We start from the raw sequence: 14,498 nt of genomic DNA on the forward strand, positions 1-14,498 counted from the left end.
CCTCCTTAAGTAGCGGCTAATGCTATAACATCGCTAATTTCATTATAGAAGGTGCATCCTGCGAAAGTCAAACATTTGCTTCACAATAAGCCCTACGAACCATTATTTACAATGTATTCAGCATCGGTGTCACCCAGCGCATCAGATAAGGAGATACAAAGCCTTCATATAAGGAAACTAAGGTGACGATTAGGCAACTCGTAACAGCAATTGATGTAAACTTCATGAGTGGCTGCATCACATTGCCTCGACTAGTAAGCAGCCTATTTTTCACCATATAGATAGCAAATGAAATAGCAGAGACCGAACACACGATTAACATGGGTACTACGATCATATTTTGCGGTGCAACGGAGACAAGAGCGAACAAGATGCCTTTCCAAGACAACTGCCCTGCTAAATAACCGACTGTGAAGCCGATCATGACTCCTTTTAGAAAATCCAGAATAAGCAGTAGTGGTATACCTACAATGGACAGCCCTAATACCCAGATCAACACGATCCATTTGAGGTGCATCGTCAGCACGGATATGAACACGTTCTGACCTTCTAAATTCAGACTACCATCATTAATCGAATTAAAGAAGGACGATAAATAATTCATCATCTCTTGCTTCTGCTCCAAAGACAGCGCATTAACCGTCACCGTACCAAAAACTATCCCCATGACAAACAGCACACCGACAAAAATATAAAGGGACAAATGTTCTTTCAAATACGATTTCCAAGTCGGACTCTTCATTCTACCACCCCCAAGGGACATGCCTTTATAGACAAGCTTATGAAGAGGAAGAACAATCTATGACTTTAGAATCTTGCCGTACGTCCCGCCACCGCCTGCATCTACTTCAAGTTTGCCAAGTCTCGCCAGGGTAATATAGCTTGCAATTTCATCCCCTACAACTTGGGCTAAAGCTTCACCTGGAGCCTTATGCAGAACGTTCATCTCTGTGCCAAAATGATCTAACAACTGCTCCAACTTCTTCGGGCCAAGCCCCGGTAAAAACTCCAGAGGTACTTGATAGTGATATTTAGGACGATGAACTGGTAAATACGATTCCTTACGATCCGCGATCTCCATCACTCGATCCATTACACCTCGAATGACTTTACGACTACCGCATGACGCACAATTGTCTACTAGCCACTGCGGATCATCTAGAATTGTCTGGCAGTTCCCACAATAAGTACGATGATATTTACCCAGACGCGGATTGAGTCCGTAGTTGCCAATTACACCACGACCCTCTTCTCGCATCAGTGCACGGCGCAATTCTTCGAAAGATGGCTCTTTCATCGTAATCTGATTGTATTCACGACCGATTTTGGCCAAGGAATGAGCATCTGAGTTCGTTAAGAACGTGTATTCATCTAGTTCACTGATCATACCTGCCATGGCAGAGTCCGCGCTTAAACCAAGTTCGACAGCAGCGATCCCTGATGGATTGAGTAATGCAGACATATGATCGGTACATGCTCCATACAACCCCTTATGCGGTGTGAAAATGTGAGCAGGAACCATGATGCCACCTCGACTCAGTACTTCTTCTTGCAACTCAGCGGCTGTTACATAAATACGCTGTGAACTTAGCTCGATGTTCTTCAAGTGCTTCCTCATCCATGCTGTAAAATCTTGAATCGTCGTGAGATTTGGAAAATAGGCTAACAAATGTGCTGCCTTCATCCCCAGATCTCGCACCTCGATCTCGCTGCCAAGAATGATCGTCGTATCCTGATAACGAATACCGCCGCCCGCTACCTCTTCCATCTCACCTTTATCTAAATAGGCAATAATGTCCTGCTGAACGGATGGGGAATGACAATCAATAATCCCAACCATCTCAATTCCTTTGCGTGCAGATGCTTCATGGGCAATATTGTGGAACGTTAAGTTGTTGGAGCCGCTAATCTTAACCGCTTGTCCAGATTCAGATCTGCCAATATGAATGTGTAAATCTGCGAAAATAGACTTCATCTACTCGAACGATCCTGTAAGTTTATATACCTGCCACGCATAGACAGCTGTAATCGTCTTCGCATCCGAAATGCGTCCTTCACGAATGTATTGCTTCGCTTCTTCTAGTGTAATAGCTTCACAATCTACGAACTCATCCTCATCCAAGTTGACGCTGCCTACTGTGAGTTGATCCGCAACATAGAGATGCAAGATTTCATCAGCAAAGCCTGGTGACGTGTAGAAGGAGCTTAAGTGGCTGACAGATTCCGTTACATAGCCCGTTTCTTCTTGTAATTCACGAATCGCTGCGATATGCGGCTCTTCACCTGGATCAAGTTTACCCGCAGGAATTTCAACCTGACTCTTCTCCAGCGGTTTACGGAATTGTTCCACCACGATCATCTTATTATTATGAATCGCAAGGACTGCAACAGCACCTGGATGCTTCACGATCTCTCGCTTAGCTGTCTCCCCATTTGGTAAGCGTACGTCATCAACTTGCAAGGAGATAATTCTTCCTTTAAAAATGTGCTCCGTATGTAACGTCACTTCTTCGTATTTATGGATGTTTTTCGTCATATACTAAACCTCTTTTCACAAAATAAGGATAACTTACGAAAGTTCTGCATACATCTTTATTATAACAAAGTTATCGATAGAGATGAGGGAACCTTGATGAAAACGTACGTAAGTGAGACAAGCCTTCGAATTGTCGGCAAGAGCTGGCAAGTTCGTCATCGGCTGCGTAGTATGTTAGATCCTAACCGGCCGAATCTGACTGTTGCTGAATACTTAATGAAACGGACGAAAGCGACAGGTCGTGTACAAAAGTTGGATCGCTCCTGAGAACAAACACTTCGTTTCTCGAATCACAATCGGTAAACAAAACGCACCTGCGATAATTTGAACGTTGACGTTCATTTTACCAACAGATGCGTTTTTTGCTAGGACAAGCCTCGCTTATTTTTTAAGAAGAGTTGCTTCCTTCACGATTTCCACAACCACTTCTGTTACTTTTACAAGATCAGAAATTGCGATTCTTTCTTCCGTTGTATGAATATCCAAGTAACCAACAGATAAATTGATTGTCGGGATGCCCATACCGTTGAAGATGTTCGCGTCGCTTCCTCCACCAGAGTGGAATGTGCTTGGCTCACAACCAACGTTACGAAGTGCACGGCTTGTTAATTCAACAACTGGTGCTGAATCTTCATGCATGAACGCCGGGTAAGCAATGAATGAATTAAATTCACAACGCGCACCATTCTCTTCAGCAGCCGTCTCACATGCAGTACGCATTGCTTCCACTTGTGCAGTCAATTTGTGTTGAACGATCGAGCGAGCTTCTGCCTTAATGGATACGAAGTCACATACAACGTTCAAAGGACCTTTACCTGAGAATGAACCGATGTTCGCAGTAGTCTCGCTATCAAGACGACCAAGCGGCATACGAGCTACAGCTTTAGCTGCAACTTGAATCGCGGAGATCCCCTTCTCAGGGCTAACACCTGCGTGAGCTGTCTTGCCATAGAAATTGATGTCAATCTCTGCACGGGAAGGTGCTGCTGTTGCAATGCCGCCGATGTCGCCATTGGAGTCTAGTGCAAATCCATACTCTGCATCAATGGATTTCGCATCCATCGCACGTGCACCGATAAGACCTAGCTCCTCCCCCACTGTGATCACGAATTGAAGCTGACCGTGTGGGATGTTGTTTTCTTTAAGTACGCGAATCGCTTCGAACATAGCAACAATACCTGCTTTGTCGTCCGCACCTAAGATTGTTGTACCATCAGAGCGGATCACACCGTCTTCACCGATTTGTGGCTTGATGCCTTGACCTGGTGCTACTGTATCCATATGGGAAGTAAAGAAAATTGCTGGAACACCTTCCGTATTAGCAGGTAATGTGCATACTAAGTTACCGGAACCATGTCCTGTTTGTGCAGCTGTATCATCTTCAACCACTGTTAGACCAAGTGCTGTAAACTTTTCAGTTAGCACCTTGCTAATCGTGCTTTCATTCTGTGATTCACTATCTACTTGTACCAATTCAACAAATTCTTGTACTAAACGATCCTGATTTATCATAAAAACTTTCCTCCAATGCTCGATATGTCTTACAATAGTATACATGACCCAAGCCTAACATTTCTAATTTTCGTTAAGGAGTTGTTATACATGAAACCAAAACGCCAGAAAATGTGGTTCAAAATCGTCGTTTATATCATGCTAATCAGCATGCTGCTTTCCACCGTTGTAATGTCTCTAAACTTTGTGTTTTAGTAAAGCGACGTTTCGGTATTGAAGCTTTCCAAGTTCTCTTTGACACGCTGTAAGAAGCGTCCACAGATGACGCCGTCAAGGATACGATGATCCAAGGACAAGCATAGATTAACCATGGAACGCACCGCGATCATATCGTTAATCACAACCGGCTTCTTCACAATCGATTCGAAAGTAATAATCGCAGCTTGCGGATAGTTAATGATCGGCTGCGATAGAATCGAACCGAAGGAGCCTGTGTTGTTGATTGTGAAAGTTCCACCTTGCATGTCGCTGAGTGAAAGCTTGCCAGCACGTGCTTTTTTCGTTAATTCGTCAATCTCGCGAGCAAGACCTGCGATATTCTTCTGGTCAGCCTTCTTAATGACTGGCGTAGACACAGAGTCCTCCGTACCAACCGCAAGCGATAAGTTAATATCGCGCTTCACGATAATTTTATCTGCACCCCACATCGAGTTCATAATCGGATAATCCTTAATCGCACCTACAACTGCTTTCAGTAAGAATGCCAAGTAAGTCAAATTCACGCCTTCTTTACGCATGAACTCATCCTTCACCTTGTTACGAAGCACGACTAGATTCGTCACGTCGACTTCAATCATCGTCCAAGCATGCGGAATTTCAGATACGGATTGTCTCATACGAGAAGCAATCGTATTACGAATTGGTGTTACATCAATGACGTACTCACCACGTCCTTCAATCGCATGACCTTCCACTTCAATGTTCGGAAGCGGTGGATATTGCGACAAGTGAATGCCTGTTGAACGCACATCCATTTGAGTTGTAGTCGGTTGTTGCATTGGTGCAACTTGTGGACTCACAGCAGGTGTCGGAGTTACAACAGGTGCAGGTGTTGCAGCTTTACCCGCTCCACCGCTTGCAACGAATTGCTCCACATCTTTGCGTGTAATTCTTCCGCCGATACCAGTTCCCACGATCATATTCAGATCAACACGATGCTCAGCCGCTAACTTCTGAACCGCAGGAGAATAGCGATGACGCATGCTTTGATCACCTGTTAGCTCAATTGGTGCAGCTGTAGATGGTGTCGATGTAGAAGATTGAACAGAGCTTCCTGCACTTGGAGTAGAAACAGTTTCAAATGCACCATCTCCCACCTCTTCCGTCTCGATCATACAAATCGCTTGCCCAACAGCAGCTGTCTCACCGTCTGGAACAAGAATTTGAACAAGTTTACCCGTTACAGGAGAGGGCATCTCCGTATTCACTTTATCTGTAAACAATTCGCAAATGACATCGTATTGCTCGACCTGATCTCCTGGTTGCTTGAGCCACTTTCCGATCTGAGCAGAGACCAATGTTTCTGCCAAGTGGGGAACAGTGACTTCGATCAATTTTTTACTCATTTTCGAACCTCCAAACGTATGCCAGTCGTCCCTGTCCCTCAAGGCGAGGCGGAGGCATATCGATTTATCACATTTATTAGAATAAGGCCAACTTGCGCATAGCTTCTTTCAACTTATCTACGTTTAACATGAAGAACTTCTCCATCGGTGGGTTCATCCCAACTGCTGGTACATCCGGTCCACATACACGCATAATCGGTGCATCCAGATCAAACATGAGCTCTTCACTAATAATCGCAGCTACTTCAGCGCCAACGCCGCCAGTCTTGTTATCTTCATGCGTAATTAGTACCTTCCCTGTCTTCGCAGCTGCTTCAATAATCGCTTCACGATCTAGCGGCTGAATTGTCCGCAAATCAAGAATATGCGTCGAGATCCCTTCTTTCGCAAGATCTTCAGCAGCTTGCAGGGCATAATGAATCGGAAGACCATAACCAATCACCGTTACATCTGTTCCTTCACGCTTCACATCCGCTTTACCAATCGGCACGATGTAATCTTCTTCAGGCACATCAGCCGTTAGAGACAAGTACGCTTTCTTATGTTCAAAATAAAGCACTGGATCTTCGTCGCGAATCGCAGCTTTCATAAGTCCCTTCGCATCATATGGATTGGAAGGTGCAACAATCTTAATTCCCGGTGTACCAAAGAATACGGATTCTGGACATTGGGAGTGGTAAAGTCCACCGCCGCCAGTCGCACCATAAGGTGCACGAATAACGACTGGACAATTCCAATCATTATTGGAACGATAGCGAATACGAGCTGCTTCACTAAGAATCTGATTCGTCGCTGGGAAAATAAAGTCCGCGAACTGGATCTCAGCTACTGGACGCATGCCATGCATGGCCGCTCCAATTGCTACCCCAACAATCGCAGATTCAGCCAGTGGTGTGTCCAAGATGCGATCTTCACCGAATTGGTCACGCAAGTCTTTGGTTGCGTTGTTCACGCCGCCCTTACCTACGTCTTCGCCAAGCAGGAATACATTGTCATCACGCATCATTTCTTCTTTCATTGCAGAACGGATCGCTTCCAAATAAGTAATCACTGCCATGACTAGACCTCCTCCCGATCACCGTAAACATATTTCAACGTATCTTCTGGGGATGGGTAAGGTGCCTTGTCCGCATAATTCGTCGCGTCATTCAGAAGTTGCTTACATTCTTCAGCAAAGCTTGCTTCCTGCTCCTCACTCCATAAACCACAGTCGATTAGATAAGCTTTATATTTAGGCAAACCATCCTTAGCACGGTTCTCCTCAACCTCTTCCTTCGTCCGATAAAGCAGATCATTATCTGAAGTGGAGTGTGGAGAAATTCGATACATGACAGCCTCAACAAGTGTTGGACCTTCACCGCGAAGTGCGCGTTCGTGAGCTTCTTTTACCACACGGTACACTTCAAGCGGGTCATTGCCATCTACACTAACGCCAGGGAAACCGTAACCTAGAGCACGGTCTGCAATTTTACCACCGACTTGCTTATGGTAAGGAATGGAGATCGCGTACTGATTATTTTCACACATGAAAATGACTGGCAGCTTGTGTACACCTGCGAAGTTACATCCTTCATGGAAATCCCCTTGGTTACTGGAACCTTCTCCGAATGTTACGAAAGATACTGTACCTTCATTTTTCATTTTGGAAGCTAAGGCAAATCCAACGGCATGCGGCACCTGAGTCGTAACCGGTGAAGAACCTGTTACGATGCGCAGCTTACGATGGCCGAAGTGACCCGGCATCTGACGACCGCCAGAGTTCGGATCTTCTGCCTTGGCAAATACGGACAACATCAATTCTTTCATTGTCATCCCTACGGACAACACGAAAGCATAGTCGCGGTAATACGGTAAGAAATAATCTTTATCGCGATTCATCGCAAATGCAGCACCTACTTGTGCTGCCTCTTGACCGATACCAGATACGTGGAACGCAATCTTACCTGCACGCTGCAGGAGCAATGAGCGCTCATCAAACTTTCGAGCTAATAACATGTATTTGTACATTTCAACGGCTTGATCATCGGATAATCCAAGCGAACGATGTTTGGTCAATTGACCGATAGACATGGGCAATCCCTCCACATTCTTATTACCTGGTACTAAGACTTGACTCTATTAGTATATTATAATCCAGAAACTTCATGAATACAATTCAAGTGCTTTTAGATTCCGATTGCTTGTCCATCCACCGCCATCATCGCTTCACCTAGTGCTTCAGAGAGGGTTGGATGCGGGTGAATCATGGCTCCAACTTCCCACGGAGTAGCATTAAGCCAATCTGCAAGCGCCGCTTCACCAATAAGCTCTGTCGCATGTGGTCCAATCATATGCACACCTAAGATGTCATTCGTATCTTTATCCGCGATTACTTTAACAAAACCATCCAGCTCCCCATATACATGCGCTTTACCTGCACCCATGAACGGGAATTTACCGATCTTAACACTTCGACCTTGCTCTCTTGCTTGGCTTTCGTTCCACCCGATAGATGCAATCTCTGGACGTGTATACGTACACTTCGCTACACGGTGCGGCTGAATTGGATGTACTTCTTTTCCACAAATATGATCAACAGCAGCGATACCTTCGTGTCCAGCAACATGTGCCAGCTGCAATCCACCAATAACATCACCTACAGCATAAATATGCGGCTCTGCCGTCTGCATAAATTCATTTACAACAATGGCTCCGCGTTCCACCTTCACACCTGTATTATCGAGTCCAAATCCTTCAACATTCGGTTTACGTCCAACAGATACGAGTACTTTCTCTGCTTGTAAAATAACCTTCTCTGCACCTTGCTCAGCTTGCAGCGATATGGCACCATTGTCTTTAAGCAGCGATTCCGGCAATACCTTCGCACCTGTAACCACCTTTACACCACGTTTCACAAGTAGACGCTGCAATTCACGAGAAATATCTTCGTCTTCAGCTGCAACAAGACGATTCTCATACTCCACAATCGTCACTTCCACACCAAAGTCATTGAGCAAAGAAGCCCATTCAACCCCAATGACACCTCCACCCACGATCAACATGGATGTAGGCAATTCATTTAGCCCCATCGCCTCATCACTTGTGAGTACGAATTCGCCATCTGCTTCAAGCCCTGGTAATGTACGCGGCGTTGAACCAGTCGCAATAATAAGCTGCTGCGGCACAAGCACTTCAATCTCGCCATCTGGCAATTCCACCGATACATCTCCTGCACGTGGTGAGAAGATTGAAGCCCCCATAATGCGCCCATTTCCATGGTACACGTCAATTTTATTTTTACGCATCAACATTTGAACCCCTTGATGTAGCTGGTTCACGATACTGTTCTTGCGATCTTGTACTTTATCAAAATGCAGTTCCGCGCGTTCTAGCATGATCCCATAACGCTCACTGTCTTTAATCGTTGCGTAAATTTCCGCTGAACGTAAAAAAGCCTTGCTCGGAATACACCCTGCATGAAGGCACGTCCCGCCAAGCTTGTCCTTTTCAACAATTGCCACCTTCTTGCCCTGCTGTGCTGCACGAATCGCAGCTGTATAACCGCCGATTCCTCCACCAAGTACGACAATATCATAAGGTTTATTACCACTCATACAAACTACCTCCCGTAAATTCGATTGGTTCTATTTCGACCATCCTATTTACTTATTATGTAAGATTTCAATTTTCTAGCTCTATTGTACTCCTTTTCACCTATAGAAATATAGTCATAACTTCATCCAAATAGACAGCTATGCGAATAGACGGTATGATAGAGACATAGCTAATTACACTGAAATTTAAGTCAAATCTGACGTTATTTAAGGAGAAATATGAAACTAACTTTTACACGAATTATAGCCATTATCTTGCTTGTTGTTCCCGGCATTGGTGCAGCTTACGGCTTTCTTGCCATGAAGGATGCTTTCTTTGCCCAGTTTGAACCGACTATTGGTCATATATTATGGGGGAAACTCTTCATTGGTTTCGTGTTATTTCTTGCAGGTGTTGCCTTTATTGGAGGCTGGACATTCTTCCGTGATCGCAAACGCAACTATGTTGCTCCAAGGTTTAAAGCTAAGCGTAAACAACCCTAATACCCCTATTCTGCCCATAAGAACCGCTTGAAATCCAAGACTTTTCCTCTATGAAAAAGGATAAAAGCTCACTTCCAGTTGAATCAGTACGCCTTCATCTATATAATATACACATGTGCGCTTTTCGAAGTGAGTAATAATGACGGGCCACCGCCCGAGGAGGATAATGAAATCTATGGCATACCAACCAATCGTTGTTGAAGCGACTAAAGTAAGTGACAATCCGAAGAATGGATTATTCGAAATCACGGTTGTTCTTAAAGACCGTAACCACTGCCGCGTATTCTTTGAGCGTGATGCAGTAACTGGTGCTCCAAGACCTACTGACATCAACCGTCTATACAAAGAGCCTTGCTACGTATGTAAGAAAGACTTCCAATGCGACTGCATGGATAGCTTCCTACAAACAATTGGTGCTCAAGCATTAACAATGGTGGGCATGTAAGTACTCGATGTTCAAGTAAAAAACCGTCAGGATCACATTACGTGAGCTTGACGGTTTCTTTATTTTCGAGATATGGAATGATTTTATAGAGATGAAGATGAATTCACTTTCAGCCAAGCACGATCATATCTCCATTCCACTTCAACAGGTGATCGGAAAAAATCAGTTAAAGCGCCGCTTGTCAGCACGTCCCTCGTTAAGCCTGACTGATATACTTCGCCTTCTCTAATCAATAATGTTTTTGTAAAATCCGGTGTGATCTCCTCAATATGGTGCGTCACATAGATCAAGTTCGGTGCATCTTTCTCATTAAGTAAATCATGAATACTAGAGAGCAACTGCTCACGTGAGAATACATCCAGCCCGTTACATGGCTCGTCTAAGATAAGGAGTCTTGGTGACGCCATAAGTGCTCTTGCAATTAATAGCTTCTGCTTCTCCCCTTGCGAACAAGTCTGATACTGTCGATCCACGAGATGATCCACACGCAATTGTTTCATTAGCGACAACGCTTGCTCCATATCTGCCTCAGTCGGATTTTCATAAAGCCCAATTGTCGCAAACTTTCCACTAAGTACGATTTGCTGCGTTTTATCTGACATGTAAAGTCGTTCTTGCAGGGAAGAGCTTACCCATCCTATACTTTTGCGAAGCTCACGTAAATCAATCGTACCGAAGCGATCCCCGAATACACTGACATGCCCTTCCGTTGGCCACATATAGCCATTGATCATATTGAGCAGCGTCGTCTTACCCGACCCATTCAGCCCGAGAATCGCCCAGTGCTCACCTTCTTCTACCTGCCAATTAACATGCTTCAACAACAACTTCTGATCCCGTCTCCAAGACACATTCTGAACATCGACGACGAGTCCCATCTCCATCTCCTCCAATCCTAAAAGTTGCACAATCTTCAGACATTCTGCTATGCTTTGTTTTCCTACCACCATGACTTGCAGGAGTCTTAACCACAATGATAAATATTTTCAGACAATTGAGCAATAAGGATATTGATGAACGAGACATACGTCTTTTTACACGAAAAATAAAACAAACCATTCAAAGTGGCAACGAGCAATATCGCAAAGAAAACGGCTGTATGCACCCAGTGACGAAACCGAAGTGGAAATAGTTCCTTGCAAAAAAGGGAATATGTTAGATGTATGGAATAGATTTATGGAATATGATAAATTCCAACTCTTCTGATGCCAGGAGGTACTTATGAACTTAGCTAACAAAATTACATTAATTCGCATTGGCTTCATTCCGCTGTTCATGTACTGTTTCAACCCTTTTCCAAAAATCGCAATTCTGCTGTTCTTACTTGCTTCTGCTACAGACCGATTGGATGGATATATCGCACGTAAATATAATCAAGTTACGAACCTAGGAAAATTGCTTGATCCACTTGCAGACAAGCTGCTAATCTCCGTTGCCCTCATTCTTATGGTGGGCAATCATCAAGTTACAGCATGGGCTGCCTTTGTAATTATTGGACGTGAAATTCTAATTACTGCTATCCGAATGCTGGCTTCAGCCAAAGGTGTCGCCCTTCAAGCCGATAATTGGGGCAAAATCAAGCTTGTCCTGCAGGTCGCTGCAATCGCTGCAGTTATGATTGGAGAGCATATGTTACCAATTATTCAAACTTATTATATCGACGACATCCTTATGCTGCTTGCTGTCGGGCTTACGATCTATTCAGGCTATAATTATATTCGTAATAATTACAAAATGTTGGGGTTGTATTATGAGTAAAAAAGAAATGCTCGATACGTTTACGAAGCAACTGGAATTTATCGATGTACGCAGCCGCGATGAAGTTCATCGCCTTGGTTTATGGCATCAGACGTTTCACTGCTGGTTGTTACAGCAAGAAATGGGAAAGAACTATATCCTTTTTCAAAAAAGATATGCGTATAAGAAAGATTACCCTGGATTCCTTGACATCACGGCTGCCGGACACTTGGAAGCAGGTGAGAAACCACTAGATGGCATTCGTGAACTGCATGAAGAATTAGGTATTGAATTAGAAGTTGAAGAATTAATATCCGTAGGTATCATCCCTTGTCTACTAAGCACTGAAACGATCATCGACAATGAATTTGGTCATGTCTATCTCGTCGATTACTCGAAACGTACAGAGCCTTTCCAACTTCAATCAGATGAGGTCGAGTCCATCATTCGCGTGGAATTCGAAAAGTTTCGCTCGCTTCGTCAAGGCTATTCCGAGGTGATAGTCGGCAGCGATCTGACAACAGGTATTGCCGGGCAAGAAGTTAGGCTAACGTGGGCTGACTTTCTCCCTCATTCAGAATCCTATTACGAGAGTGTCGAGCGAGAATTCGAGCAATTTTTCAATGCCAAGCAAAAGTTGACACACGAAAAATAATGGAGCATGATTAGGGACATACCCTTATAAAGAGAGAGGTTTTCTTTTGCAAATCGAGCATACGCAGCATAATCAACTAGCATGGAATCAAGGTGTTTACCAAGCATGGCTGAATCGCTTTGGTTCTCCACAAGAAATTGCAGTTAAAATCAAACAAAATCCATCCGCACGACTTGGATCACTCGCAAAGCATTTTGGCGATGTGCAAGGTGCGAAAATTATAAATCTAATGGGCTCACACGGTATGAAAGCCGTTGCGCTTGCTCATCTTGGTGCTGATGTGACAGTCGCCGACTTCTCGGAAGGCAATGCACAGTATGCCAATGAATTAGCAGAGGCAGCCGGAGTCCCGCTTCGTTATCTTGTTACTGATGTGCTGAACATGGCAGAAGAAGAGCTCACAGGTGCTTATGATTTTGTATTCCTAGAGCTTGGCATTCTTCACTACTTTACGGATCTCACACCGTTATTCGAGGTCATTGCAAAGCTACTAAAAGCTGGTGGGCGCTTGATTCTTCAGGACTTCCATCCGGTATCTACGAAATTGATCAACTCCAGAGGTACAACAGCGAATATTCGCAAACACAAAGTAAGTGGCAATTACTTCGATATTTCCATCGAAGAAACGGACATTTCTTTCTACAAATTCCTCCCGGAGGAATATCGGGAACAAGCGCAGAAAGTGCGCTTACGCAAATGGACTTTAGGTGAAATTGTGACTTCTGTTGCGAGCAGCGGATTGTTCATTCAGGTGTTGGAAGAAGAAGCGAACAGTTCGTCAGAAGTGTTCGACAAGGAGATTCCGAAGACATTCGTAATTGTTGCAAAGAAAATATAAGATGATGGGATGACCCTCTTCAATGTGAAGGGGGTTATCTTTTCTTTTACAAGGAGGTAAATGATCATGAGTGTAGCTGTAATAGAAACAGAGCGATTAATCTTACGATCGTATACAACGCAAGACGCAGAAATGGCCTATACCTTCCTATCTGACCCCATTACAATGAGCTTCTGGTCGAATCCACTAAACCGTGAGCAAGCTCTTAATTGGGTGAATCGCAGTATGGAGCAAGAACGAGAATATGGATATGGACGTTGGTTAGTCTTATTAAAGGAAACGGGTACTGTAATTGGAGACTGTGGGCTGCTGCGATCTGAGATCAACGGTCAATTGGAAAATGATCTTGGCTACATCCTCCACCATTCGTACTGGAAACAAGGCTATGCTGTAGAAGCGGCTCAAGCTTGTCTCAATTATGGACTGAGTCCACTCAAACTGGATTCCATTTGCACGAACATGCCCTTTGATCACACCGCATCTAGACGCGTTTCTGAGAAGATTGGTATGGAGTTCGAACTAGCGTTCATCAACAAGAAGAATCGGGATATACGCACGTTGTTATATCGCAAAATAAACCAAGCCTAGTGAATCACTACGATTTACTGGGTTTTTCTTTTTTTCATCGATATGTGCGAATGAACCCTTTCTTTCACACAATCTCATAATCTACTCCTTACATATTCTATAACAATCAAGAATTAAAGGAGGAATACGAGATTGAAAAACAAACCAGATCATAAATTGCTAAGCTCGTTAGTAGCTAAAAAAGGGTTGCTTGGCAAAGGGAAAAAAATGAAGCTGATTCGCACAAGCTCCTCGACATCAGAATGTCTAGGCGGTGGATTCCGTCGTGTCACATTCGATCCTATCCCCATAGATCCTCACAGCATCATCTTCATTCCGCTTGTCGCTGCTGCTAACCGCGCTGTTGTAAGCGCTGGATGGTCGATCACAGGCGCTACATCCGCATGGGCAACAGACAGCTTTCCTCTAAGTGCAGATACTTGGATTATAAATCTGGAGAATCCAACAGGCGCAGCTCGCTTGGTAACGCCATATCTCATTACGAAGCGATTTGTTCGTAAAGCTTCAAAGTAATAATAATTACGCAACTAGCTAGTTTCAAAAACA

General features: G+C 44.1%; 19 protein-coding genes. 10 read left to right on the forward strand and 9 right to left on the reverse strand.

What is annotated here, in order from left to right; all coding sequences use genetic code 11:
* Positions 1–106 precede the first annotated feature (106 nt).
* The 3 genes from spoIIM to NV379_RS06885 are packed head-to-tail and all read right to left on the reverse strand — an operon-like array spanning position 107 to position 2,536.
* On the reverse strand, positions 107–742 hold the full coding sequence (spoIIM, locus tag NV379_RS06875; protein ID WP_258206548.1) for a stage II sporulation protein M: 636 nt from the start codon (positions 740–742) through the stop codon (positions 107–109).
* Positions 743–799: 57 nt separating this feature from the next.
* On the reverse strand, positions 800–1,975 hold the full coding sequence (locus NV379_RS06880) for an endonuclease Q family protein (protein ID WP_258206549.1): 1,176 nt from the start codon (positions 1,973–1,975) through the stop codon (positions 800–802).
* Positions 1,976–2,536: an NUDIX hydrolase gene (locus NV379_RS06885; protein WP_308860257.1), complete on the reverse strand. Its 561-nt coding sequence runs from the start codon at positions 2,534–2,536 to the stop codon at positions 1,976–1,978. It abuts the gene before it with no gap.
* A 96-nt stretch (positions 2,537–2,632) separates the two neighbouring features.
* Between NV379_RS06885 and mciZ the strand changes: the two genes are divergently transcribed.
* Entirely contained in the window at positions 2,633–2,803 is a 171-nt protein-coding gene (mciZ, locus tag NV379_RS06890) for a Z-ring formation inhibitor MciZ (RefSeq protein ID WP_258206550.1), read from the forward strand.
* 114 nt (positions 2,804–2,917) lie between these two features.
* On the opposite strand, the gene NV379_RS06895 is transcribed toward mciZ, so the two are convergent.
* On the reverse strand, positions 2,918–4,048 hold the full coding sequence (locus NV379_RS06895; RefSeq protein ID WP_258206551.1) for a M20/M25/M40 family metallo-hydrolase: 1,131 nt from the start codon (positions 4,046–4,048) through the stop codon (positions 2,918–2,920).
* A gap of 90 nt (positions 4,049–4,138) precedes the next feature.
* Between NV379_RS06895 and prli42 the strand changes: the two genes are divergently transcribed.
* Positions 4,139–4,243: a stressosome-associated protein Prli42 gene (gene prli42, locus NV379_RS06900; RefSeq protein WP_258206552.1), complete on the forward strand. Its 105-nt coding sequence runs from the start codon at positions 4,139–4,141 to the stop codon at positions 4,241–4,243.
* Here the strand turns inward: prli42 and NV379_RS06905 are convergent.
* From NV379_RS06905 to lpdA, 4 genes are all read right to left on the reverse strand, one after another.
* Positions 4,240–5,613 (reverse strand): dihydrolipoamide acetyltransferase family protein, encoded by a 1,374-nt coding sequence (locus NV379_RS06905; RefSeq protein WP_258206553.1) that lies wholly within the window; start codon positions 5,611–5,613, stop codon positions 4,240–4,242. The genes prli42 and NV379_RS06905 overlap by 4 nt on opposite strands.
* Before the next feature lie 76 nt (positions 5,614–5,689).
* A complete protein-coding gene (locus tag NV379_RS06910) occupies positions 5,690–6,670 on the reverse strand; it encodes an alpha-ketoacid dehydrogenase subunit beta (RefSeq protein ID WP_258206554.1) in 981 nt (326 codons plus the stop codon).
* Positions 6,671–6,672: 2 nt separating this feature from the next.
* The gene (locus NV379_RS06915) at positions 6,673–7,683 is read right to left on the reverse strand and encodes a thiamine pyrophosphate-dependent dehydrogenase E1 component subunit alpha (protein ID WP_258206555.1); all 1,011 of its coding nucleotides are present in this window, start codon (positions 7,681–7,683) and stop codon (positions 6,673–6,675) included.
* A 95-nt stretch (positions 7,684–7,778) separates the two neighbouring features.
* On the reverse strand, positions 7,779–9,206 hold the full coding sequence (lpdA, locus tag NV379_RS06920; protein WP_258206556.1) for a dihydrolipoyl dehydrogenase: 1,428 nt from the start codon (positions 9,204–9,206) through the stop codon (positions 7,779–7,781).
* A 219-nt stretch (positions 9,207–9,425) separates the two neighbouring features.
* Here lpdA and NV379_RS06925 point away from each other — a divergent pair, with 219 nt between their 5' ends.
* On the forward strand, positions 9,426–9,689 hold the full coding sequence (locus tag NV379_RS06925) for a DUF2627 domain-containing protein (protein WP_258206557.1): 264 nt from the start codon (positions 9,426–9,428) through the stop codon (positions 9,687–9,689).
* Between the two features lie 175 nt (positions 9,690–9,864).
* Positions 9,865–10,134: a hypothetical protein gene (locus NV379_RS06930; RefSeq protein WP_258206558.1), complete on the forward strand. Its 270-nt coding sequence runs from the start codon at positions 9,865–9,867 to the stop codon at positions 10,132–10,134.
* Positions 10,135–10,217: 83 nt separating this feature from the next.
* Here NV379_RS06930 and NV379_RS06935 read toward each other — a convergent pair whose 3' ends face one another.
* Entirely contained in the window at positions 10,218–11,012 is a 795-nt protein-coding gene (locus NV379_RS06935) for an ABC transporter ATP-binding protein (RefSeq protein ID WP_258206725.1), read from the reverse strand.
* Between the two features lie 95 nt (positions 11,013–11,107).
* On the opposite strand from NV379_RS06935, the gene NV379_RS06940 reads away from it, so the two are divergent.
* From NV379_RS06940 to NV379_RS06965, 6 genes are all read left to right on the forward strand, one after another.
* On the forward strand, positions 11,108–11,266 hold the full coding sequence (locus NV379_RS06940; protein ID WP_258206559.1) for a hypothetical protein: 159 nt from the start codon (positions 11,108–11,110) through the stop codon (positions 11,264–11,266).
* Positions 11,267–11,355: 89 nt separating this feature from the next.
* Complete coding sequence (pgsA, locus tag NV379_RS06945) at positions 11,356–11,892, forward strand: CDP-diacylglycerol--glycerol-3-phosphate 3-phosphatidyltransferase (RefSeq protein ID WP_258206560.1); 537 nt, start codon at positions 11,356–11,358, stop codon at positions 11,890–11,892.
* A complete protein-coding gene (locus NV379_RS06950) occupies positions 11,885–12,526 on the forward strand; it encodes an NUDIX hydrolase (RefSeq protein WP_258206561.1) in 642 nt (213 codons plus the stop codon). Before pgsA ends, NV379_RS06950 begins: the two co-directional genes overlap by 8 nt.
* 46 nt (positions 12,527–12,572) lie before the next feature.
* Complete coding sequence (locus tag NV379_RS06955; RefSeq protein ID WP_258206562.1) at positions 12,573–13,364, forward strand: class I SAM-dependent methyltransferase; 792 nt, start codon at positions 12,573–12,575, stop codon at positions 13,362–13,364.
* Positions 13,365–13,430: 66 nt separating this feature from the next.
* The gene (locus NV379_RS06960) at positions 13,431–13,952 is read left to right on the forward strand and encodes a GNAT family N-acetyltransferase (protein ID WP_258206563.1); all 522 of its coding nucleotides are present in this window, start codon (positions 13,431–13,433) and stop codon (positions 13,950–13,952) included.
* A gap of 132 nt (positions 13,953–14,084) precedes the next feature.
* Positions 14,085–14,465 carry a hypothetical protein gene (locus tag NV379_RS06965; RefSeq protein ID WP_258206564.1) on the forward strand — a complete coding sequence of 127 codons (381 nt, stop codon included), beginning with the start codon at positions 14,085–14,087 and terminating at the stop codon, positions 14,463–14,465.
* The last annotated feature ends 33 nt before the right edge of the window (positions 14,466–14,498 follow it).

The organism is Paenibacillus radicibacter, from assembly GCF_024721995.1.
Lineage (GTDB): Bacteria > Bacillota > Bacilli > Paenibacillales > NBRC-103111 > Paenibacillus_AM > Paenibacillus_AM radicibacter.